The 23,130-nt window shown below is 41.0% G+C and carries 28 protein-coding genes; 21 read left to right on the forward strand and 7 right to left on the reverse strand.

The window, feature by feature from the left end; translation table 11 throughout:
• The first annotated feature begins 41 nt into the window (after positions 1-41).
• Positions 42-1,127: a hypothetical protein gene (locus CDG61_RS04185; protein WP_087551287.1), complete on the forward strand. Its 1,086-nt coding sequence runs from the start codon at positions 42-44 to the stop codon at positions 1,125-1,127.
• Positions 1,124-1,447, forward strand: a complete 324-nt coding sequence (locus CDG61_RS04190) for an RnfH family protein (protein WP_087551286.1) — start codon at positions 1,124-1,126, stop codon at positions 1,445-1,447. Before CDG61_RS04185 ends, CDG61_RS04190 begins: the two co-directional genes overlap by 4 nt.
• Before the next feature lie 45 nt (positions 1,448-1,492).
• Here CDG61_RS04190 and CDG61_RS04195 read toward each other — a convergent pair whose 3' ends face one another.
• Positions 1,493-1,891, reverse strand: coding sequence for an outer membrane protein assembly factor BamE (locus CDG61_RS04195; RefSeq protein ID WP_087513384.1), 399 nt, complete (start codon positions 1,889-1,891; stop codon positions 1,493-1,495).
• Positions 1,892-2,003: 112 nt separating this feature from the next.
• Between CDG61_RS04195 and fur the strand changes: the two genes are divergently transcribed.
• Positions 2,004-2,441: a ferric iron uptake transcriptional regulator gene (gene fur, locus CDG61_RS04200; protein ID WP_087513385.1), complete on the forward strand. Its 438-nt coding sequence runs from the start codon at positions 2,004-2,006 to the stop codon at positions 2,439-2,441.
• A 104-nt stretch (positions 2,442-2,545) separates the two neighbouring features.
• Here the strand turns inward: fur and CDG61_RS04205 are convergent, their stop codons facing one another.
• A complete protein-coding gene (locus tag CDG61_RS04205) occupies positions 2,546-3,664 on the reverse strand; it encodes a PilT/PilU family type 4a pilus ATPase (protein ID WP_087513386.1) in 1,119 nt (372 codons plus the stop codon).
• A 25-nt stretch (positions 3,665-3,689) separates the two neighbouring features.
• Positions 3,690-4,727, reverse strand: coding sequence for a type IV pilus twitching motility protein PilT (locus CDG61_RS04210; RefSeq protein ID WP_087513387.1), 1,038 nt, complete (start codon positions 4,725-4,727; stop codon positions 3,690-3,692).
• Positions 4,728-4,849: 122 nt separating this feature from the next.
• On the opposite strand from CDG61_RS04210, the gene CDG61_RS04215 reads away from it, so the two are divergent.
• The 4 genes from CDG61_RS04215 to CDG61_RS04230 all read left to right on the forward strand — a co-directional run bounded on the left by CDG61_RS04215 (position 4,850) and on the right by CDG61_RS04230 (position 7,959).
• Positions 4,850-5,536, forward strand: a complete 687-nt coding sequence (locus tag CDG61_RS04215) for a YggS family pyridoxal phosphate-dependent enzyme (protein WP_087551285.1) — start codon at positions 4,850-4,852, stop codon at positions 5,534-5,536.
• A gap of 175 nt (positions 5,537-5,711) precedes the next feature.
• A complete protein-coding gene (locus CDG61_RS04220; protein WP_087551305.1) occupies positions 5,712-6,515 on the forward strand; it encodes a thioesterase family protein in 804 nt (267 codons plus the stop codon).
• Positions 6,516-6,724: 209 nt separating this feature from the next.
• Complete coding sequence (locus tag CDG61_RS04225; RefSeq protein WP_087551304.1) at positions 6,725-7,477, forward strand: hypothetical protein; 753 nt, start codon at positions 6,725-6,727, stop codon at positions 7,475-7,477.
• Between the two features lie 62 nt (positions 7,478-7,539).
• Positions 7,540-7,959: a hypothetical protein gene (locus CDG61_RS04230; protein WP_087551284.1), complete on the forward strand. Its 420-nt coding sequence runs from the start codon at positions 7,540-7,542 to the stop codon at positions 7,957-7,959.
• Here CDG61_RS04230 and CDG61_RS04235 read toward each other — a convergent pair whose 3' ends face one another.
• From CDG61_RS04235 to CDG61_RS04250, 4 genes are all read right to left on the reverse strand, one after another.
• A complete protein-coding gene (locus CDG61_RS04235) occupies positions 7,960-11,556 on the reverse strand; it encodes an AAA family ATPase (RefSeq protein ID WP_087551283.1) in 3,597 nt (1,198 codons plus the stop codon).
• Positions 11,557-11,565: 9 nt separating this feature from the next.
• Positions 11,566-12,819, reverse strand: a complete 1,254-nt coding sequence (locus tag CDG61_RS04240; RefSeq protein ID WP_087551282.1) for an exonuclease SbcCD subunit D — start codon at positions 12,817-12,819, stop codon at positions 11,566-11,568.
• A 111-nt stretch (positions 12,820-12,930) separates the two neighbouring features.
• On the reverse strand, positions 12,931-13,185 hold the full coding sequence (locus CDG61_RS04245; RefSeq protein WP_087513391.1) for a hypothetical protein: 255 nt from the start codon (positions 13,183-13,185) through the stop codon (positions 12,931-12,933).
• A 33-nt stretch (positions 13,186-13,218) separates the two neighbouring features.
• A complete protein-coding gene (locus tag CDG61_RS04250) occupies positions 13,219-13,596 on the reverse strand; it encodes a VOC family protein (protein ID WP_087551281.1) in 378 nt (125 codons plus the stop codon).
• A gap of 328 nt (positions 13,597-13,924) precedes the next feature.
• Between CDG61_RS04250 and CDG61_RS04255 the strand changes: the two genes are divergently transcribed.
• The 14 genes from CDG61_RS04255 (at position 13,925) to CDG61_RS04320 (ending at position 23,049) form a co-directional block, all read left to right on the forward strand.
• Positions 13,925-14,131, forward strand: coding sequence for a hypothetical protein (locus tag CDG61_RS04255; RefSeq protein WP_087513393.1), 207 nt, complete (start codon positions 13,925-13,927; stop codon positions 14,129-14,131).
• A gap of 636 nt (positions 14,132-14,767) precedes the next feature.
• Complete coding sequence (locus CDG61_RS04260) at positions 14,768-15,196, forward strand: hypothetical protein (protein ID WP_087551280.1); 429 nt, start codon at positions 14,768-14,770, stop codon at positions 15,194-15,196.
• Between the two features lie 305 nt (positions 15,197-15,501).
• The gene (locus CDG61_RS04265; protein WP_087551279.1) at positions 15,502-15,978 is read left to right on the forward strand and encodes a hypothetical protein; all 477 of its coding nucleotides are present in this window, start codon (positions 15,502-15,504) and stop codon (positions 15,976-15,978) included.
• 604 nt (positions 15,979-16,582) lie between these two features.
• Positions 16,583-17,128 carry a hypothetical protein gene (locus tag CDG61_RS04270; RefSeq protein ID WP_087551278.1) on the forward strand — a complete coding sequence of 182 codons (546 nt, stop codon included), beginning with the start codon at positions 16,583-16,585 and terminating at the stop codon, positions 17,126-17,128.
• 103 nt (positions 17,129-17,231) lie between these two features.
• The gene (locus CDG61_RS04275) at positions 17,232-17,897 is read left to right on the forward strand and encodes a pseudouridine synthase (protein ID WP_087551277.1); all 666 of its coding nucleotides are present in this window, start codon (positions 17,232-17,234) and stop codon (positions 17,895-17,897) included.
• Between the two features lie 30 nt (positions 17,898-17,927).
• On the forward strand, positions 17,928-18,407 hold the full coding sequence (locus tag CDG61_RS04280) for a GNAT family N-acetyltransferase (RefSeq protein WP_087551276.1): 480 nt from the start codon (positions 17,928-17,930) through the stop codon (positions 18,405-18,407).
• A 76-nt stretch (positions 18,408-18,483) separates the two neighbouring features.
• Entirely contained in the window at positions 18,484-18,855 is a 372-nt protein-coding gene (locus CDG61_RS04285; protein WP_087513445.1) for a ribonuclease E inhibitor RraB, read from the forward strand.
• A 251-nt stretch (positions 18,856-19,106) separates the two neighbouring features.
• A complete protein-coding gene (locus CDG61_RS04290; RefSeq protein ID WP_087551303.1) occupies positions 19,107-19,553 on the forward strand; it encodes an SRPBCC family protein in 447 nt (148 codons plus the stop codon).
• Positions 19,554-19,679: 126 nt separating this feature from the next.
• The gene (locus CDG61_RS04295) at positions 19,680-20,039 is read left to right on the forward strand and encodes a DUF488 domain-containing protein (protein ID WP_087513446.1); all 360 of its coding nucleotides are present in this window, start codon (positions 19,680-19,682) and stop codon (positions 20,037-20,039) included.
• A 130-nt stretch (positions 20,040-20,169) separates the two neighbouring features.
• On the forward strand, positions 20,170-20,514 hold the full coding sequence (locus CDG61_RS04300) for a zinc ribbon domain-containing protein YjdM (protein ID WP_087513399.1): 345 nt from the start codon (positions 20,170-20,172) through the stop codon (positions 20,512-20,514).
• Positions 20,515-20,622: 108 nt separating this feature from the next.
• A complete protein-coding gene (locus tag CDG61_RS04305; protein ID WP_087551275.1) occupies positions 20,623-20,991 on the forward strand; it encodes a 5-carboxymethyl-2-hydroxymuconate Delta-isomerase in 369 nt (122 codons plus the stop codon).
• 238 nt (positions 20,992-21,229) lie between these two features.
• Positions 21,230-21,565: a YegP family protein gene (locus CDG61_RS04310; protein ID WP_087513401.1), complete on the forward strand. Its 336-nt coding sequence runs from the start codon at positions 21,230-21,232 to the stop codon at positions 21,563-21,565.
• A 237-nt stretch (positions 21,566-21,802) separates the two neighbouring features.
• On the forward strand, positions 21,803-22,396 hold the full coding sequence (locus tag CDG61_RS04315; protein ID WP_087551274.1) for a DUF2939 domain-containing protein: 594 nt from the start codon (positions 21,803-21,805) through the stop codon (positions 22,394-22,396).
• A gap of 212 nt (positions 22,397-22,608) precedes the next feature.
• Positions 22,609-23,049 carry a YybH family protein gene (locus tag CDG61_RS04320; RefSeq protein ID WP_087551302.1) on the forward strand — a complete coding sequence of 147 codons (441 nt, stop codon included), beginning with the start codon at positions 22,609-22,611 and terminating at the stop codon, positions 23,047-23,049.
• The last annotated feature ends 81 nt before the right edge of the window (positions 23,050-23,130 follow it).

Consider the following 23,130-nt stretch of genomic DNA (forward strand, 5'->3'; position numbering starts at 1 on the left):
ACAAAGGCAAAATAGCAACAGATTTTAATTAGGAACACATCATGCAGGATATTGCAGTGTCACGATGGTTATCACCTCTGATGGCATTTTGTCTGTCTTTCATCATTATTGCTACGCTCGCACCTGTAACAGGAATTCAGGTTGAGCGCCAGATGGATTTCTGGTTGTTGTGGCTTGGAACGATGCTGATTCTGGCTTTGCCATTGTGCTACCTGGAAATTGCGCTGGCAAAACGTTCAAAAACAACTGCATTACAGGCTTTGTCAGGTTTAACCCGTGATGCTGATACTTCTCAGCGCTGGAGAATCGTTGGCTGGCTTGCGGTTGTCTTTATACCGTTTCTGGCAGGTGGCATGCTGAATTCTTCAGCGGTACTGCTGGAACAGTTTACTGCTCAGGGTGTTCAGCTCCCGATTTTGCTGGCAGGGGTGTCTGTTGCTGCATTTCTGCTGTCTTTTCTGTTAAGACAGTTACTGGTGCTGACAGGTGTGGTTGCGGTGATTGCTGCCGTGGTTTTATCCAAGATACTGGGAACACCTGTACAGGCATGGAAACTGACACCTGTAGAGTTCTCTGAATGGGGAAATGCAACGGTTCTTGCACTGGTCGCAAGTGGTCTGGGGATGGGGCTGTACTGGCAGTCTACTCTGGCACAGCTCAGTCAGCAGGATCAGGCAACTAAAACAGTACTTCCTATCTGGATTGCTCAGTTGCTTGCTGTAGTCGTATTCAGCTTTTTCGCAGCCAATGCACAGATTCCGGTGATTGTACTGACAGTTGCAGTGGTCATGACTGCAGCATTCTTACTGCAGATGGCACGTGAACAGTTGCAGCAGCGTCAGTTGAGCATTATTGTTCAGTGGCTGATTTTACTCGCAGCGGTTCTTGTGTGGTTTATTCCATTGGCATCATCGTTTTTCTATACACTGATTATGCTCTGGGGGCTGATTATCTGTCTGATCTATGCCATTTTTGTGGGGTGGATCATGAAAATCAGTCATTTACGTAAAGCAATGAATTTCAGCAGCGAAGCTTTTTATAATATCTGGCGTATTATGGTCCGTATTGTACTGCCACTCGCTATTGTGACTGCAATCATTGCAGTTGCAGGACAGCTGATCGGATGAGCGAGCCATTGAATGTGTGGGTGGCGTATGCTGCTCCACAGCAACAGTTTCTGATTTCAGTCCCTTTCATTGCAGGTATGACTGCAATGGATGCGGTAGAGCAAAGTGGTATCGGTGAACAGACTGAATTGCCTGAGCCATTAAAACTGGGCATCTTTGGTGTGCGGTTGCAGGATCTGTCACAACAGCTCAATGCAGGGGATCGGGTCGAAATTTATCGTAACCTGACCATCAATCCGAAAGACATTCGTCGGAAAAGGGCTGAAAAGCACCCTGTAGGACGCTTTGAAAAAGGTAATCGCTTTAAACAATTGAAGTAATTTGAAAAACCCCTGGAGCAGGGGTTTCTTTTTGTTTCAAACTGACTATAGTGGGGGCGCAGTCAGGATGGCTTCTTTGGAGCCTGGTAAGCCTGGTTGTGATTCTGGAATAGTTTCCAGCCCCTGAATTTCTTTTACAATACCGTTCTGGTCAAAGAAAACTTTCAGGTGCTGACCTTTTGCAGCAGGAATCTTCGCTTTTTTAGCATATGTGCCGGGGATATAATTGTAGACATAATCCCAGCGCAATGGATTCATCGGATCTGTAATTGTTGGGCTACCCAGTAAAAAGCGAACCTGCTGGTGACTCATTCCGACATGAATCTGTGCGGCCTGAGCCTGCGTCAGCGGAGAGCCCTGTGGGATATCCACTTTATATACGCCCAGGACTGAACATCCTGCGAGCAGTGAAGTGGCGAATAACGCCAACATGATTTTTTGCATTTTGCTACACTATCCCAAATTAATTATGATGCATTTGATCCAGGGATAGATCATACTGCATCTTAACTTTGTTGCATATTCCAACTTTAAATTTGTTGAGAGACCTTTTTTCATGCCTATTTCAAACCAAGATTTACGCAAAGCTGGACTTAAAGTTACGCTTCCTCGAATAAAAATATTGGAATTACTTGAAAATTCAAGACAACATCACTTAAGCGCGGAAGACATTTATAAGACTTTACTTGAACAGGGCGAAGATGTCGGTCTCGCAACTGTTTACCGTGTGTTAACACAGTTTGAAGCTGCGGGGATTATCCAGCGCCATCATTTTGAAAACAATCATTCTGTTTTTGAAATCATGCAGGAAGAACATCACGATCACCTGGTCTGTCAGAACTGTAATAAAGTGGTTGAATTCAGTAATGATGTTATTGAGCAGGAACAGCATCATGTTGCTGAAAACTATGGCTTTACCCTGACAGGTCACTCACTGAACCTTTATGGTTACTGTGATGCGGCTGAATGCCAGGAAGCTTTGCGTAAAAAATAATGTTTTATTGCGGTGAGATACTGATCCATTTCAGGATCTGGTATTGATCTGAAAATAAAAACAGGCTTCAATTGAAGCCTGTTTTTTTTATTCTGTTTTAAGGATTATTGTCCGTCATAGGTAATCTGAGAACCTGCACTCATCAGGCGGTCAGCACCTTCTTCAGAAAGTTTGATCTGTAAGCGCAGGTCATTTGGTGAGTCTGCATGTTTCAGTGCATCTTTATAGGTAATCTGCTTGGCTTTATACAGGTCATATAAGGCCTGGTCAAACGTCTGCATTCCCAGTTCACGTGAACGTTTCATCAGATCTTTAATTTCATGAATTTCACCTTTACGGATTAAGTCAGAAATTAAAGGTGAGTTAATCAGAATCTCAATAGCAGCACGTCTGGAGTTACCGTCCGGTGTTGGAATCAGCTGCTGTGCAACCATAGCTTTTAAGTTCAGGGACAGATCCATGAACAGCTGGCTGTGACGGTCTGCTTCGAAGAAGTGAATGATACGGTCAATCGCCTGGTTGGCGTTGTTGGCGTGCAGTGTAGCAAATACCAGGTGACCGGTTTCTGCGAATGCAATGGCATAGTCCATTGTTTCGCGGGAACGGATCTCCCCGATCAGAATCACATCAGGTGCCTGACGCAGTGTATTTTTCAGTGCAATTTCAAAAGAATCTGTATCAATACCGACTTCACGCTGCGTAATGATACAGCCAGCATGTTCATGAACAAATTCAATCGGGTCTTCAATGGTAATGATATGACCCTTTGAATTATGATTTCGGTATCCAATGATGGAAGCCAGTGATGTGGATTTACCTGTACCTGTCGCACCAACGAAAATGATGATGCCACGTTTGGTCATGGCAAGTTCTTTTAAGATCGGTGGAAGTTTTAGGTCATCCATGGTTGGAATCGTGGTTTCAATCCGACGTAAAACCATGCCAGGCTGGTCACGTTGCTGAAATGCACTGACACGGAAACGTGCAGTTTTATCACGGTTCATGATGGCAAAGTTACATTCGCGGGTATCTGCAAATTCTTTACGCTGTTTATCATTCATAATACTGTTGAGCAGCTGCCCAACAATATCTCCAGTCAGTTTTGTGTTTGCTACAGGCACAATCTGACCATTAATTTTCATTGAAGGTTCAACATCTGCTGTAATGAACAGATCCGAAGCTTTCTGCTGAATCATCAGGTTCAGTAAATCATTAAAATCCATATCAGTCTCCTAATCCCATGAATACTTACAGGAAGGATTCAGGCTGTTTCGCCATAGTACGGGCAGTCTGAGGACTGATAACACCTTTACTGACCAGTGTTTTAAGGCTTTGATCCAGTGTGGTCATACCGTAGTTGGCACCTGTCTGAATGGCCGAATACATCTGTGCAACTTTGTTTTCACGGATTAAGTTACGGATCGCAGGAATACCGATCATGATTTCATGAGCTGCCACACGTCCACCACCATTCTTTTTCAACAGGGTCTGAGAAATTACAGCCTGTAAGGATTCTGAAAGCATGGCACGAACCATGTCTTTTTCTTCAGCAGGGAATACGTCAATCACACGGTCAATGGTTTTTGCAGCAGATGTGGTGTGCAGAGTACCAAAAACAAGGTGACCGGTTTCAGCTGCGGTCAAAGCAAGACGGATCGTTTCAAGGTCACGCATCTCACCGACGAGGATAATGTCAGGGTCTTCACGTAGTGCGGAACGTAATGCTTCGTTAAATCCATGAGTATCACGATGGACTTCACGCTGGTTGACCAGACATTTTTTTGACTGATGCACAAATTCGATAGGGTCTTCGACCGTCAGAATATGGTCATAACGGTTATCGTTAATATAATCAATCATTGCTGCCAGTGTGGTGGATTTACCCGAACCCGTTGGTCCAGTCACCAGTACAATACCTCGCGGATAGTCACAGATTTCTTTGAAGATATGACCCATACCGAGATCTTCCATCGTCAGAACTTTGGATGGAATGGTACGGAATACAGCACCTGCACCACGGTTCTGGTTAAATGCATTCACACGGAAGCGGGCAACGCCTGGAACTTCAAAAGAAAAGTCAGTTTCAAGATTTTCTTCATAGTCACGACGCTGTTTATCATTCATGATGTCATAAATCAGCTTGTGAACTTCTTTGTGTTCCAGGGGAGGCAGATTAATGCGGCGGACTTCACCATCCACACGAATAAGTGGCGGCATGCCTGAAGACAGGTGTAAGTCTGAAGCCCCGTTTTTCGCAGAAAATGCCAGTAATTCTGTAATATCCATGAGTTCCCCGATATGAATAAATCTTAATTATTTTGATAGAATAATAAGGCTTTCCATTCGCTTAACCAACACTTAGTTGAATCACAAAGCAAAAAAAGATGAATGAAATGAGAAACCCGTCAATGAATACGCTTCAAGCAGCAAGAAACCAGGTGCTGGAACAGATTGAACATGCATGTCAGCAGGCAGGCAGAAAAGCTGAGGAGGTCTCATTGCTTGCGGTGTCTAAAACGCATCCGGCAGAGATACTCGCGCAGATGTATGCGACAGGACAGCGATCTTTTGGTGAAAATTATTTACAGGAAGCGCTGGATAAAATTGAAGAACTGTCTGATCTTGAGATTGAATGGCATTTTATTGGGCATGTGCAGCGTAATAAAACCAGGCATCTGGCGGAAAAATTTGCCTGGGTGCATGGTGTGGACCGTCTGATTATTGCTGAGCGTCTTTCAAATCAGAGAACAGCAGATCAGGCTCCTTTAAATATCTGTATTCAGGTCAATATTGACGCACAGGACAGCAAAGATGGCTGTCAGCCAGCAGACGTTGCTGAACTCGTTGCTCAGATCAGCCGCCTGGAAAATTTAAAGCTGCGTGGTCTGATGGTGATCCCTGCACCAGGACATACGCAGGCATTTTCTGATGCCAGTACTTTGTTTAAACTGGTGAAATCACAGCATCTGCATCCAGAGGACTGGGACACACTGAGTATGGGAATGTCGGGAGATATGCAGCAGGCGATTGAGGCTGGCTCAACCATGGTTCGTGTGGGAACTGCTTTATTTGGAGCCAGGGATTATTCTGGTTAAGCGGTGAAAATTCATGAGTTGACTGTGCCATGACCCAAAGCAGGACTGAATGCAAATCTGAAAACCCATGAGGTCAGATTTCACGGGAATCGTGGACTTTGCCACTAAAGTTCAGTACAAAAATAACCCGGACTGGTTAGTTTATTATTCACGTACTGAAGCCACAGGGAAGTTTATGTCTGCATATTATCAGCTTATTCACCGCGAAACAGATGATCAGGGATGCGTGACCGCCCGTTATCATTCAACACTCAATGCACAGGGTGCATGGAATCCGAATGAACAGCACATGGCACCGGCCACCGGCATTATCTGTGCTGAACTGGAGCAGTTTTCGCCGCGTGAAAACATGCGCATCGGACGCATCAGTCTGGATATTTACGGTCTGATTGAACTGGGTGAAATTGAAATCAGAACCCGTGTGATCCGTGCCGGTAAAACGATTGAACTGCTTGAATCCACCATGCAGGGCAAAGGTAAAACCTTAGTGGTTGCACATACATGGCGTATGCTGACTTCTGATACCTCAGCGATTGCCGGACTGGAAGACAGTGTGGTGGAAACGCCTGAAAATATGCCTGTATTTGACGGTGTACATCAATGGCGCGGTCAATATACCAAAACCCTTGAAGCACGTTCGAATCTGCAAAGAAATGGTAAAGGACTGGTGTGGTTAAGGACTGAAGTGGATATGGTTGAGGGACAGTCAACATCGCCTTTTGTCCGACTGGTGAGTATGTCAGATATGGCAAACGGTATTGTACCGAGACAGGAAAGACCATTTGACTGGGGCTTTCCAAATCTGGATTTACAGATTCATCTCTATAGAATGCCTGAGGGCGAATGGCTGGGTATTGAAGCTGTACAGCAGTATGGTTCAGATGGGATCGGGCTGTCGAGTGCGATACTGCATGATGTGAATGGTCCGTTTGGGCGCAGTGAGCAGATTCTGACATTAAGACCTATGTCAGGGTCATAAGATATTTTTAAAATAAGCGTCAGAACAGGCTCTTATTTTAAAGTGTTATATTATTACAAATATATAAAAATCATCCCTGGTATGTCTGTGTGCTCAGGGATATTCTGCATCTGATGCTGTTCAGAAAAGCCGTCCTGTTCAGTCATTTATAAAATCAAAAAATGAATATATGGACTTTTACAGGTCTGTCTATTGAAGAGGTAAGCATGATGAAAATAATCAGTATTTTATTCAGCCTGTTGTTCAGTATTTTTCTGGTTGCCTGCAGTAAACAGGAAAGCAGAAGTGAAATCTCCAGTTCGAAAGCCGTTTCTGCCGAGGCTGGAGCTCAGCTTGCCAACAGCTCAGTCAGAGCAGATGAAAAACTCGGAACAAAGTGGGGAGATGAAATTGACTCCCATGTCACTCAGGTCGATTTAAAGCGAAAGTCATATACTCCTGTTGATGAAACCTTGGTGCGTTATGCAGACAAAAACTATCAGGGCAAAGTCATCAACTCCATTTCGATTGCTGCCGGAAAAATCAGTTTCTCTGTTGTGGATGATCAGGGGAATCGAATAGCCCTCTACCGTGTTGGACAGAATTATTATCTGGCAGGTCGTCAGGGGCAGAGTTATCAGCTGCGTTATGAAAATAATACAGGCAAGACTTTTGAAGTGGTGACCAGTGTTGATGGCGTTGATGTGATAAATGGCAGTCAGGCTTCACGCAGAAATGCAGGTTATGTCTTACATGCTCACAACACACTGAAAATTGAGGGTTTCCGTAAAAGTAACAGTGCTGTGGCTTCATTTACATTCAGTAAACCTGAAGATGCCTATGCTGCCAATACAGCCAGTGGATCTATTCAAAATACAGGTGTTATTGGAACTGTCGTGTATGAACTGGAAGCACCTACGGAAAAGGCAAGACCTGTCAGTAAATATGCTTCACCACCCAATGCTTTTCCTGCAGATCGTTGATTTAGATCATTTGAGAAGCACTTCATTTGAGTGCTTCTTTTATTTTATGTTGAGAGAATATAATGAAAATTTTTAAATCTATATTGATGTTAGCTGTAATGTTTAGCGCTTTTGTTCAGGCGAATGCTTCTGACCTTGATCATGTGGATACTTCAGAACAACAGACATATCAAGATTTTAGGGAAAATTTTCAGTACGGATTAGACTTCATGCTCGCAGAAAGGAGTTCAGTATCGAATGGTGATACTGAAAGTATTGATACCTATATGTATTTGCGCTGTGTGATTAATCATAAATTAATTCAGATGCTTAAAAATAATGAAAAACATAAGGATGAATTTAATCAAGAGCTTCTTAAAGAACAAAGCAGTTATGATGCACTATTAACAAAAATGCAAAATTTTGAACAGGAACAAAAAGCAAGTTGTAAAGTTGCCCAAGCTGAATATGACAAAATTCAAAAAGAAAGTGGTCAGTTATAATTAACTCATCACTTCAATGGTACTTGCGCCTGCACCCAGTGGACGTACCTGAATCTGTACAGGAATCCGTTCATGCATGTCCTGAATATGGGAAATGAGCACAACTTTACGACCCTGATTCTGCAATTGATCGAGCGCATTCATGACCATGTGCAATGAGGAAGCATCCAGGGTGCCAAAGCCTTCATCAATAAATAACGATTCTATTTTCATTGAACCTGATGCCATATTGGCAATTGCCAGAGACAAGGCGAGAGCAGTCAGGAAAGATTCACCACCTGACAGCGAAGCAACGGAACGGGTTTCACCATCCATGTCATGGTCAATAATCGCCAGGCTTAACGAGTTATCCAGACGTTTTAATGTATAACGTTGCGATAACATCGCGAGTTGTTGATTGGCATGTTCAAGTAAAATATCGAGGTTAAACTGCTGAGCATAATCACGGAATTTTTTCCCAGTCGAATCGCCCAGTAAGCCTGAAATTTTGCTCCAGCGATGTTCTTCTTGTTGCACTTCTAAAATCTGATCGGCAAACTGTTTTTGCTTTTGCACATTACTTTCATGTTTTGCCAGATCAATTTTAATCTGATCACGAATCTCAGACTGCACTTTGAGTGCTTCAATATTATCTGCAATTAGTTGCTGTAATTGTGCAAAATCAATCTCAGGCTGTTGTAATACATGCTCCGCCAGTTGTGCTTGAATAGTTTTAAGTACAGAACTTGCTTCATGTAATAAGCGTTCGGTATTTTGCAAATTCTGCCGAATCTGTTGTTCCTGTGCAGACGTGATCTGTGCCAGTTCAAGCAGATCATTCACCTGAAAATCTGTATGAACATTCAACCAGTTTTGAATGTCACGATTTACTTGAGTCAGGCTGTTCTGGCTTTGTTGTTGCTGAGCCTGTAATTGTTCTACACGACTTTTTTGTTGATCATATTGGCTGCGTGATTGGTCAAACTGCTGTTTCAGTTGCTGATAATGCACTTGTGAATTTTGGCGTTTGGCATCATGTTCAGCCAACCATTCATTTGGTTTAATATCACTGAACCCAGTCATGTCTAAGATCAGTTGATTGGCTTTTTCTGTATTCTGTTGTCCTTTAGCTTTGATTACATTGAAATTTTCAGTCATTTCAGCAATTTGCTTCGACGTATTTTCAAGATTTAATTGTGTCGAGTGAAGCTCTTGTGATGCTTGATCAAGCTGTTGTTTTAATAGTTCAAATTGCTCAATCTGTAGTAAGCGGTTTTTAAGTTGCGCATGTAAATGCTGTGCTTGAGCAGTCGTCTGTTGTTGCCATTGCAGTTTTTCAGCATCAGATAAACAGGTGACTAGGTGTGAAACTTGCTGTTGTAGATTATGTGCATTTTGCAGTAAATATTCAGCCTGTTGGATATTTTGTATCAATTGTTGCTGTTGTTTAATATTCACAATCGATTGATTGGTCTGTGTTTCAAGATGCTGTAAATCGAGCTGATTTTGCTGAATAGATTGTTGGATTTTTTTTGTGATTTCAGCAGGAGATAAACTCAAATCCAGTTGAATATTCGCTGTTTGAATCTGCTCATTTAAAGCATTTACAGTTAGCGCAGTTTTCTCAGAATTGCTTTGAATCACAGCTTTTAACTGTTCATGTTCAGCAGAGAATTTACTTAAAGATTGCTGTGATTGTTGCCAATTTTTTAAAGCCTCTTGCTCTTTAATCAGTGCTTGCTGTTCCTGTTGCTGATGCAGATCGAACAAGGCTTTAGACACCGCAGAATCATCGACTTTATAGGGATGTGAAGTACTGCCGCAGACCAGACACGGTTCGCCATCGCTCAGTTCTGCACGTAAATGTTCTACATTTTCAGTATGAAGTAAGCGTTGTTGTTGCAGAATTTCCTGTAATTTTAAGCGTGCATCTTTTGCAGATTGATAGTCTTGTTCTGCAATTAAGGTACTTTTTTCACTTTGCTGTAATTGCGCCGTAATATTTTGAAATTTCGTTTGAATTTGCTGAGATTCACTGTGTAAATCAAAGTATTGATTAAGCTTTTGCTGAATCACATCCAGTTGATTACGTTGATTAATCTTTAAATCACGTTGCAGTCGTCCTTGCTCAACCTGTTGTTCAAGGTATGAAATATTTCCAGACTGTGCAATGGCTTGTTGTAATTCAGTTTTTTGTGCATTGAGCTGTTTTTCGGCTTGTGCAGGATTACCAAGTTGATTTTCAATACTTTGATATTGCTGAATAAATTGTGTGAGTTGCTGTAGATGTGCAGATAAGCCTTTATCCAGATTTACAAACTGCTGAGTGAATAACAGTTGCTCATTTACCTGAGTTTGCTGTTGCTGAATCTGCGTAATCTGTTGTTCAAGTTTCTGTTTTTGTTGTATATAAGGTTGTTGAGCTTGTTCTAATTCACCAAGCTTTGCCTGAATTTTCTTAAACTCAATCACGATACGATCACGCTCAGTATTACAGTCACGTACCGAATTGATTTTGTCTAAGTTTAGATTTTCAAAGTTCTGAATCTCAGCCAGTGCAGTTTCAGCGTTTAGATATTGGCTTTTTTGAGCTTCAAACTGAGTTGATAACTCATTAAAGATACTTTGCTGTTGCTGAATTTGTGGCGCAAGTTCCTGTTCAGCTTTGATCAGCTGCTGTTGCTGAAACACATGCGGACGAATTTCTGAAAATACTTCCAAACGTGTTAAACGCTCACGTTCAGGTGCTAAGTTTTGTTGTTCTTGAAGATGAGTATCAACTGTTTGCTGTTTTAAAACAATCTCTTGATCAAACTTTTGCTTACGTTCAAACCAGAGACGTTGCTTTTCAAGTTGTGATTTTTCAGCATCCAGTTTTTGATATTCTGCATCAACTACTTGAAACTGATTGGACAATTCAGTGACCTGTTCATCTGACAGTATTTCGATATGTCCAAGCAGGTTTTCAAGTTCTTTACGTTTTACTGCAACGGCTTTGGTGCGCTCAAAAGCCAGTTGACCGATCCTGGCAAAGATTGAAGAATTGGTTAAATATTCGAGTAATTCGCCACGTTCATTGTCACGGGCTTTTAAGAATGCGGTGACTTCAGACTGTGCCAAAAGTACGGCACGGGTGAACTGTTCAAAAGTGAGTTGGGTGATTTGATGGATACTTGCATCGACAGCTTTGGCTTTATCCGCAACCACCACGCCATCAGTCAGGCATTTTAAGTAACGCTGTACACTTTGCAGTTTTCCATCGGCTTTTTCACGTGAACGTTTCAGTTCCCAGCGAGCTAAATAATGCTTCTGATCCTGTGCGATAAAGGTGAGTTCAGCAAAACCATGCGCCGTACCACGACGCAAAACCGTCAGTGGTGAATTGGTTAAAAGTTCTGAACCATCGACATCGGTAAGTTTGCCATCACTGTCTTTTAAACGTGGGATTTTATTAAACAGGGCAAGACACATCGCATCTAAAATGGTGGATTTACCTGCACCTGTTTTGCCGACAATCGCCACTAAACCTGCCGAAGCCAAAGGTTCAGATTCAAAATCAATAAAATGCTCACCTGAAAGAGATGCCAGATTTTTAAGTCGAATGGATAAGATTTTCATGGCAAGTCCTTATGCTTTGTGTTCATCTTCAAGTGATTTTTCAGCTTCATGAACGAGGCTTAAAAAATCTTTCAGCACAGCATCATCATTGGTATAACCATTTTTTTCCCAGATCTGTTGAAACAGTTTTTCAGGTGTTGGTGGCTCTAAACTGATTTGAACTGCATCATCCCCATTTTTTTCTGTGGTTAGATACTGTCGGGAAATACGCACCAGACGGTAGCGATTCGGTGGTAAAGCATCTTCAAACTGTTGTCTTAAATTGGGCTGTGGCGGAACATGGGTATGGTACTCAATATCCACATATTCACGCTGATCAATATCGTCAATTTCACCACTTGCTAAGGCTTTTAACTGCGTAAACACTTCATTCAGTTCGCCTTTGATTTTATGTAGTTTGATACTGCGTGGAATCGCAATGGCTTCATATTGAAAACGTGATTGATCATTTTTGGCTGGATCAATCGTGACTTCAACAATCTGATGTTTATAGTTTATTTCACTGAACGAGAGCGGAATTGGTGAACCACTATAACGAATATGTTCCTGACCAACTTTCTGCGGTTTATGCAAATGTCCAAGTGCAACATAGTCAATCACATCATCAAAAAGTGCAGTCGAAAGTGCTTCTTCATTGCCAATAATAATTGGGCGTTCTGAATCTGAAGTTTCACCACCTTGCATGTGGGCATGTGACATCAGAATCAGCGCTTGATCATCGGTTTTACGTTGTTTAGCTGCTGAAATCAGTTGCTGATGCAGATAGGCAATCGCATTTTGACTATTCGTTGTATGTTCATTTATCCCTGTAATTTCCGCAGGGCGTAAAAAGGGCAGGGCTAAACACCATGCGACTGTATTTTTATTTTCGTCATAAATAGGGATCAGTAAACGGTCTAAATCAATAGAACCTTCATGATTCTTATGGATGATACCGACTGTTTTAGCATGGTATTTTTCAAGTAAAGGTTCAACCTGTTCGATACGATAACCTGAGTCATGGTTACCTGCGATCATCAAAGTTTGCATGTGCGGTGCAAGGTCATGGGCATCTGCAAGGAACTGATAAAGCTGTTTCTGTGCCGATGATGCAGGATTGATCACATCAAAAACATCACCTGCAATGAGTAAAGCATGTGGCTGTTTTTCTTTAATCTGTGTGAGTAACCATGCTAAAAACTGTTCATGCTCATACTGTCTGGAATGGTTATAGAAAAATTGCCCTAAATGCCAGTCCGAAGTATGAAAAAAGCGTACAGTCATGTGAACTCAAGTCTTTGAAATGCCCTGTGTAATTTAGCATGTTTTAAAACTGAAAAGATCAGATTCATCGTTATGGCGACATGGTTAGTCGCTATGAAGCCCGCTCATGATTCAGGGGCATGTGCCTTCAGCTAAGCCGCTCTCATATTCTGTAATATTACAGCCATTTTTATCGGTATATGTTTTTTTAACTTTATCTTTGGTATCTGAGTCAGGGATTTCTTGGCAAACTTCAGTATCGTTTCCAGTACAGGGTTTTACGACAATAGATTCTACATTTTCTGTTGTATTGAGTGTTTTGTGGGGTTGAGTCTGGCAGGCGGTTAAAATGATTGCGATGAATGATATAAATATTGATTTTTGCATATTATTTTCCTTTATTTAAAGGTTTTTCCATGTTTATTCTGCATTAGGATCGATTTGTACCAGTCCAAAGGTGTTGTGATCTGCATCAAGAAAATAGCCTTGCCAGCATTTCCCTGGAATGGCGAATTTTTCCATTGCAATCTGTCCGCCCAGAGCCAGAATTTTTTCTGCTGTTGCATCAAAGTCAGCCACTTCAAAAGAACAGGTAAATGCATTGGTTCCACAGTGAGTCGGTGGAGTCTGTGCAGGTCGTGCAAGTAAACCTCCACTGAGGGTCGCAGTCTGAATCTGATAATAGTCAATCGGCAGACCGTCCACCTTGGTAAAAGACCAGCCAAACACCTCACGATAAAACCGGACATCCCGTTCAGGATCTGAAGACTGGATTTCAAAATAGCTCAGAGTATTCATTATTTTATTCCATGTTTTTTTCTATCAGTGAAGAAACAGTTTTGTCGATACTGTACCGATATTGAAAAATTAAGATATTTTAAACAAGTGACCATTTGTAAAACTGTCACTGCTTCAGCTTTGGATTTGAATACTCATGCCGTTTCAGCTGCCTGATATATAAAATAATGAGCAGAATTTTAAGTGGGTTTTTTCAGTGATTAAAATTCAAAAATAGAGGTTGATTTTTGCTCAATAAAGACATACTTTTATTATGGGATTTTTGAAACACATAATTTTTATAAGGTTTTATATCCTTTGTTTTTTTATATTTTTCAGGGGACTAGAAATGGATAGATTTATTATCAATCAGAATACTCAGGCAAATGGGGATCATGAAATTCATAATGCAACGCAAGGCTGTGAACATATGCCTGCTACGGAAAACCGTTTTGAACTGGGCTTTTTTGCAAATAGTGAACTGGCGTTTAAGCGTGCAAAAATGAACTGGCCGGGTGAGAAAATTAGCCGCTGTCGTAGCTGTTGTGCTGAATAATCATACAATATTACTTAAACCTTTCATTGGTGTTCCTGAGAACAGGGGCACCAGACCGGCTTTATATATTCAGCTCTCAATGAGCAGCAGTTGAAGAGAGTTGTGAAAATAATTCTCTGAAAATTAGTTTTTACGCAATGAAAAATCAGAATTAGGCTAAATAGGGGAGTAAATTTCATTAAAATTAAAAAATGTGAAAATTATTTTTAAAATTTAAAATAAATTGCCTGATTTTAGGGAACTCATTCCAGCCGTATTTTACTAATATATGTTTCAAGGGTGAACGGGATCAGAAAAGAGTAGCTTGCTGCCAGTTGTGTATAACGCGAGTGCAGTACTTACCCAAAAGGTCTCAATTCGGCTTGGAACACTAAAGATTATCCATCTTTATTGAAATTCAGAACTTACAAAGTACTGATGGTTGAAGTCATTCCCACCACCTTTTAAAAATTATAATGATCAGCTTTTTCAGTACTTTTAATACCGCATCATATTTTCATTTAAAGTTGTGAATTCTGTCTATAAAAATGGTGATTTTTTTATAATCATCAGTCACTTAAATTCCAAAAATCACATGTTATGTTTCTCTTATATTGATAAAATCATGAGGTTTTATTGGACTATGAGTTTCAGGCAATGACAAAATTCGAACTGGAAATCCGTTACCCGCAGCATCTGAATGCCAGTGATGCGGAGCAGCTCGGAATAATGACTGCTGAAGATGTGCTGTCACAGTTTGATGCAGTTCCATGGCGTCGTTTACAGATGCAACAGTTGCGTATGGAAGGTTCAAGTACTTCTTTGACAATAACGGGGCAACAACCCCGACAAAGCGTGCGCCTGACCATGAATGCCTATACGGATTCGGATCAACTCGAATTCCGTATGGAAAGTGATATTGAAATCGTGACATCAAAGAAAGATATGTTTGGTCTGCTGAACCGAAAGATTAAAGATTATGTGGCATTTAAGAAACTGAACCAGGATCAGGCTCGTGAATATCTGAAAAATTTTGTGGATGGACAGGTGGAGCTTTTAACTCAAAAATATCAGCAGAATAAGTAAAGCGGATCTGTTCAGTCTCTGAAGATACCGTATATTTATAAATGCGATGTAATTAATGAAATATTAGAAAAAGTTGTTTCATTGTTTAATTTTTATGAAGTTCTCGGTTCATTTTTCTTTCTGGAAAAGCATAATTTGTATCAAAATCTGAAATTCAGACTAAAGAATCAGGTGTTTTTGTGATCTGCTTATTGTTTTTGTCTGGAAGTGTTTTTTGGTTCATATTGTGCTTAAAAAATAATCTTATTTTCAGTAAAAACAGCTGTTAATATCTGAATATCACATTTGGACGTGAGACGATAATAATGAAAAATTTTGAGTTGGAAATCCGTAATCCGCAACATTATGGAGCAGGGGAAGCAGCAGAGAAAGATGTTGTTCAGGTGGAAGGCGTATTGAACAGTTTTGATACGGTTTCCTGGAAAGAAAAGCATGTTTCACAGCTGCAGGATGTAAAGGGGCAGATGGATTTTACTGTGACAGACTGCGAAACGGATTACAGTTTAAGGCTGATCCTGGATGCCGAAAGCATCAGTGAGCAACCTGAGTTCCGTCTGGTCAGTGATATTGAAATTGTTATTCCGCAGAAGCTGATGCTCGGACTGATTACCCGCAAGACGCGTGAATATATTTCCTTTAAACATTTAAGTCTGACCAGAGCCCGTGTTCTGTTGAAAGCTTTTACAGAAGGTGATCTGGAATATATCCGGAACTGTTATCTGTATGAACCTGAACATGCCATCATGCATACCGCTTATGATATGCAGGTGCATCGGACTTAGTTGCAGTTGTAGAAAAAGGGCAGTCATGCCCTTTTTTAATGCCAAAGATATTGTGAACCCATCAGAAAAAATTCCCGGAATCATGTGTTTTATGCAATAAAAATTCGGAAAATTTATCCATTTGGGAAATAATCCTTTTTATGGCGGGATCTATGGAAATTTTTTCTGCTATCGCTGGAAAAAACTGAATCTTAGGAAAATAATTCCGGAGCCAACTGGTTAAAGTATGTCTCAAGGGTGTGAAAGGGATCGAAAAGAGTAGATTGCTGTCAGTTGCGTACAACGTGAGTACAGTACTTACCCAAAAGGTCTCGATTCGGCTTAGGACGCTATAAACCAGAAGTTTATAGGCAATAGGGTTAAAATTTATCAAGTTTTAACAGTTGAAGTAAACCAGTGCTGTTTTCCCTGCTCACCCTGAAAAATTCTGTACTGCTGCATAAAATAACAACGAAAATCATAAAAATCTTCTTCAGTCTTCCTGTTTATCCAGTCCCCGGTAATTCTTCAGTTTTATATTCCTGATCTGTCCGATCTCTGTTAATTTTGCTGAACACATTTTGAATGTCATGAATATGATATGTTTCAGGGAAAATAATCACTTATGAAAAAATTGATAATGGGGTTGTGTCTGAGCTGTGCATTACTTACACAGTATTCATTTGCAGGTCAGACAGCTGAAGACGTTACAGCGCAGTATTTAACGGCGGTGAATCAGAAAGGTCTACCGGGTACGGTTCAGTATTTTCATCCGGATGAACTGAATAAATTTAAATCTGCATTTGTGAGTACTTTTGAAAGTACACAGAACAAAGAGATGATTCAGGCTTTTTTCGGAAAAAATATCTCGGTAAGCGAACTGAAAAAGATGCCGGCAGATCTGTTTACGGAGCAGATGTTTGGCACACTTTCAAAAATACTGAAAACTGAAGATATTCATTTTGATGACTCTAAAATTCTGGGCAGTGTGCAGGAAGGAGAGCTGAAACATTTACTGGTCAGACAGTTTGCGCATATGAACAGTATGGAATTCAGCTCTGTTCAGATTGTGACATTAAAGCCTTATCAGGATTCATGGAAACTGATGTTTTCAGACAAACTGGATACGATGGTGAAAGCGATGCAGGCGGGTCTTGCAGCAAAAAACTGATTTAAATACTGCAAAGCTGGAGCAGCAGTAAAAGTCAGTCGGGGGAATTGACACGCCTGGGTTCCCTTGTTATTTTCCGCGTTTTATTGCACTGCTGTCTGCTATGTCCTCCAAAGTCCCATTTGTTTATATGCCTCCACAGGAAAAACTGGTGATCGTTTATGAAGACGAGGATCTTGTGGTGATTGATAAACCTGCAGGTCTGCTTTCTGTACCCGGTCGGTTGCCGGAACATCAGGACAGTGCATATCTGAGAGTGCTGGCACAGTATCCACAGGCCAAAATTACGCACCGGCTGGATATGGCAACTTCTGGTATTCTGATGTTTGCCAAACACAGAGATGCTGAAGTGGCAGTCAGTAAAATGTTTCAGGCAAGAACGGTTACCAAAAATTATGTAGCCCTTGTTCAGGGTAAACTGGATGAGGAGGGCAGTGTGGATGTGCCCTTGATTACCGACTGGGAAAACCGTCCGCGTCAGATCGTGCATTTTGAACTTGGGAAATCTGCAAAAACGCTGTACAGACGGATGGATTATGATGCAGTTCAGGACGTTAGTCGTGCGCTGTTGATTCCAGTCACAGGACGTTCTCATCAGTTACGGGTACACATGATGCATATCGGGCATCCGATTACAGGTGATCAGCTTTATCACCCTGATGCTGCTCAGAGTACACTCGGCAGAATGGCTCTGCATGCATCTTTTCTGTCGTTCAGACAGCCTTTAAGTGGTATTGATGTTGAAATAAAAGGCAGTATTCCATTTTAACCCATGCGGTGCTGATGAAGGAAAAACAGAATGTACCGGATCACTGCAGGCTGTTGGATACAGCTGAACTCTGAAGCCCAAAGCTCGCTGAAAGCATTGTTGCTGACAGCAGATCCGTCATGGGAACAGATACAGTCGTATGTTGAAGACAGTCTGATTTTTATACTGCATTCCGAGCACCAGCAAATAGTTGCGCAGTTATGTCTTTTTCGGCAGGCAGATACAGCTGAAATAAAAAATTTAAGCGTAGATATGGCTTTTCAGAAGCAGGGACTGGCAAAAAAGCTACTGATACATGTCATTGAATGGACCTGTCAGCAACAGCTTCAGACTTTGACTGTTAAGACAGGAAACTCCAGTCTGGATCAGCTGGCGCTGTATCAGAAAGTGGGTTTCCGCATGACCACTATTGAACAGGATGCATTCAAAGACTATCCCAAAGAAATATATGAAAATGGTATCCGTTGTCTGGATCAGGTGGTTTTGACCATGAATTTCTCCATTGCTTAAAAAAACTCCAAACTGAAACAAAATTAAGTTAAGCTGAATTTGAAAAGAACAGAAAATGGACTGGAAGGATATTCACATGACACGTAATTATGAACTGTTTCCTGATGATGATAACGGTGATGTACTCTGGCAGATGCATGAAGATGGTGATGATCTGACCGAATTGCATGATATTGAATATTCAATTGCATTCAGCTCACAGGAGCAGGCAGAACGCTGCGCATTGTATCTACTCCATGAAGAGCAGAAAATCACCCTGTTTGCAGATGAAGAAGTGGAACCTGCGGAATGGATCGTGACCATATTTGTAAATATGGAACCTGAATATGCAGATGTTGTGGACCTGGAAGAGTGGTTTACTAAAATCGCTGAAAAATTTGGGGGTGAGTATGATGGCTGGGGCTGTATGACTTACGTGTATGACATTGAAGACGAAGAAGATGACTGAAATAACAGCATCACTGAAAGCCTGAACTGATTCAGGCTTTTTTTTATATGGAACTGAAAAGTTGTTGCATCTGTTCAGGTCACTCCGTCATGCTGTTATGAAATATATACAGACAGATTCTGAGGTAGGCGTAAACTGAAATACAGGGTGCTTTCCTGCATTAAGACATCTGTCTGTGCTGAACCAGGTATGAAAAAATAAAGCAATTTGCTCAATAATTTCCTGTGAAAAATAAAAAAACGGAGAATAAAATGACCAGTCAGGTTCGCTTACATCGGGTGTTCTGTGCACCTGTAGATCGTGTTTATAAGGCATTTACAGATGCGGATGCACTGGCAAAATGGATGTCACCTTATGGTTTTACCGCAAAGGTACATCATCAGGAAGTTCGGGAGGGTGGAACCTATCGGATGTCATTTACCAATTTTTCAACAGGAACTCAGCACGCATTTCATGGTGTGTACAACGAAGTCATACCTGAAAAACTGCTGAGATATACCGACGAGTTTGAAAATCCGGCATTGCCTGGAAAAATTCAGGTTACTGTTGAGTTCAGTGCTGTTTCGGTTGGAACTGAAGTTTTTATCACTCAGTCTGATCTGCCGGATGTGATTCCTGTGGATGGTTGTTATCTGGGATGGCAGGAATCTTTGCAACAACTGGCTTTACTGGTTACACCGAATATACCGGATGAATAATGGACTGGATCTGCGAAGAATAAGCTGGATTTTTGTCTGTTTATGGTTGATTTTAAATGATTTTGATTGCGAAATCGGAAGCCGGAAAGGTTTTCAGTCAGCGTCTGTTTCGGGTGGTACAAAATGATGAATATCCAGCAAAAAAGAATATACGATGCGCCATCTGAAACGGATGGTCTGCGGATTCTTGCAGATCGTCTATGGCCCCGTGGTATTAAAAAAGAAAATGCAAAAATCGATCTGTGGTCGAAAGAAATTACACCTTCCAGTGAGCTCCGGAAGTGGTATCACGAAGATATGGAAAACCGCTGGGAAGAATTCCGACAGCGTTATACAGCAGAATTAAAGCAACAGACTGAAGCCTTAAATGAACTGAGGCAGCTTGCATCAAAGCAGACGCTGACCTTGCTGACATCGGCTAAAAATGAGGGGTTGAATCACCTGACTGTGCTTAAACAGGTGCTCGAATCAGGCGGATCTGAATAACACAATGGCAGCTTAAAATGAGTGATCAGCAGATCAGTGAGGATTTTTCCTTACAAAGTTTATGTGATTTAACTTTATGAAATTTATATAAATGCTATAGTGCATTTTTTGATTTTTATCTGAGCTTTTTATGTCTTTACCAAATTGCCCTGAATGCCAGTCAGAATATACTTATGAAGATGGAGAGCTGCTGATCTGTCCTGAATGTTCTCATGAATGGAAACAGGGTGAATTATCGGATGCAGAAATTTCAGCCGTGATTAAAGATGCTGTGGGTAATGTGCTTACAGACGGAGATACCGTGACTGTGATTAAGGATCTGAAAATTAAAGGTTCATCGTCAGTTGTGAAAGTCGGTACCAAAGCAAAAAACATCCGCCTGTTAACAGATGCAAGTGATGGTCATGATATTGACTGTAAAGTGGATGGCTTTGGTGCAATGAAGCTTAAATCTGAATTTGTCCGTAAGGCATAAGGCTGTATTGCTTTCAAAGTGTTAATACGGTCATGCCGAATTCAGCATTATCGAATGAGCTGATTATGCTATAACCTCTAACAGTTGAATTGCTCAAGAGTTAAAGTCATGCCACATATTCACCTTGAATATTCCGATAACCTGCAGAATCTGCAACCTGAAAAAGTCTTAAAAGCCATCAATCTATGCATGTTTGATGGGGGCTATGTCAGTGCTGCCAGTGATGTAAAAAGCCGCGCTGTCGCACAGTCCGTCTATATGGTGGGACTGGGTGAGGAACCCCAGGCATATCTGCATGCCAAAGTTTCGCTGCTGTCGGGTCGCAGTAATGAAATGAAGCAACAGATCTCTCAGCAGATTTTACAGGTATTACAGCAGAATCTGCCTGTACAGACAGGATTGACCGTGCAGGTCTGTGTCGAAATTATTGAAATGCCAAAGGAAAGTTATTCCAAGGCTGTGATTGCCGCACACTGACCTGTTTAAAGATTTTTTCAGATCGGTTTCAGTATAAAAAAGCAGGTGAATCAGCCTGCTTTTTTTATTTCAATATTTGCTTTTTGTTTGTGGATGTTTGCATAAAATATCAATTTTGTTATTTGCATGAAAACCATCTTTTTAATTGTATGAAACTCATTTATATTCTTAATTATCAGCGTAATTTTTAAACAGTTACGGTCTTATAAGAACTGAAAACAGATGAGGGGTGTTCAATATGTCAGGATGGTATGAAATTTCACAAGCCAAAGATGGACAGTACCGTTTTGTACTGAAAGCAGGTAATGGAGAGATCATTATCAACAGTGAGCTTTATAAGGCAAAAGCATCAGCTGTCAATGGTATTGAGTCGGTACAGAAAAACAGTGGAGAAGATGGTCGTTACGAGCGTTTAACTGCAAAGAACGGCAAACCATATTTTAACCTGAAAGCAGCAAACCATCAGATTATTGGAACCAGTCAGTTTTATGCCAGTGAGCAGTCAAGGGATAAAGGCATTGAGTCCGTAAAAAACAATGGTGCATCTACAACCATCAAGGATCAGACCGTCTGACACTTTTATATTGAATACTGATAAAGCATGTTGTCATACATGCTTTATTTTTATCTGTGCTTTTCAGATAACTGACTGGTTTTTCCGAAACTGAAACGTGCGCTGGTCAAAGTATCGTGATCAATATCTGTATCTGAATTAAAAAATAACAAAAATAAACAAAGTTGCCTTTGATTAGCCAGTCTTTATAATGGGTGCCCCATTCCAGCATGTCTGGCAGGTGATTCAGGATTACACATGAATAAAGTGAAGTGGCCTTTTATTGTATTTTCGGTTGTTTTTCTTTTTAGCTGGTTTGTTTCACCTTACTGGGTGGTCTATCAGATTCAGCAGGCTGTTGATCAGAATCAGCCTGGGAAAATTTCACGATACATTGATTTCCCAGCGGTACGCTCCAGTCTGCAACCTCAGGTGGAGGCGATGCTGAATCAGAAACTGGGAACAGCTCAGCCTGATAACTTTATTGAAAAATTTGGTGCACGGCTGAATGAACAACTCAGTAAACAGCTGGTTGAACAGATTGTGACGCCTGACGGTGTGGTTTTTTTAATGCAGGGAAAAGCATTGACCAAAGGGCTTCAGGATTCACTGGCATCGGGCAAAAATGCAGTGCAGACTGAACTCAGAATACGGGATCAGTCTCAGCCTGCGAATTTATCTGAATCCACAAAAACGACAGTGAACTCTCCTCAGTTTCATGCCTCTTACCGTTCATTCAATCGGTTCGTTATTCAGATTCCAGCGCACCCAGGTACTTTTACTGAATTTGAACTGAAACGTGATGGTCTAAGCTGGAATATTGTTACCATTCATCTGCCGAAAGTGTCGTGATCTTCTCTGTCAGTTTTTTTAAGTGTATAGTTTAATTGAGATAAATATCCCTTTATTTGGTTTATTTGATAAATGTATCACTTTAATAAGCATCATCAGTTTTATGTAATCAGTAGACCTCAGATCTGGCTTTTTTTCATTCAGGCAGAAAGTCCTGACATTTCTCCAGCACTGAAATGAACAGAGAAATGCAGGTGAAACAGGAGACAGTGATGACAGTTGAAATAACCGGAGATGAACAGTCTGCTCAGGAAGTGCTGTTTAAAATTAAGCAGTGGGATCATGCGATCTGCCGAATGAATATTGAAGAAATTATTCAGTTGTGCGAAAAAGACGTGACCTTGTTTGATGTTGGTTCACAGCTTGAAGGTGTTATGGCATATCAGGAAATGTGGGAAAGGTACCGTCCCTATTTTCATGACAATATCCGGGTCTACCGACGGGAAATCAAAGTATATGCTCAGCCGAATCTTGCATTTCTGCGCTGTTACTCAAAAGTGGATAAGATCGAGATAGAACAGGACAATCAGGTTCCCTGGTGCAGAACAACATTGTGCTTTGAAAAACTGGATGGGAAATGGAAAGTCGTACATCAGCATATTTCAATGCCTGTTGATTTTCATACTCAAAAAGCCGTGATGCTGCATTTTTAAATGCAGCATGGCTGAATGATCAAAAATGCAAAAAGCAGACAGAATCAGACGTCTGCTTTTTTTATCATTCAATTTAAGCTT

This window comes from Acinetobacter sp. WCHAc010052 (assembly GCF_002165295.2).
Lineage (GTDB): Bacteria > Pseudomonadota > Gammaproteobacteria > Pseudomonadales > Moraxellaceae > Acinetobacter > Acinetobacter chinensis.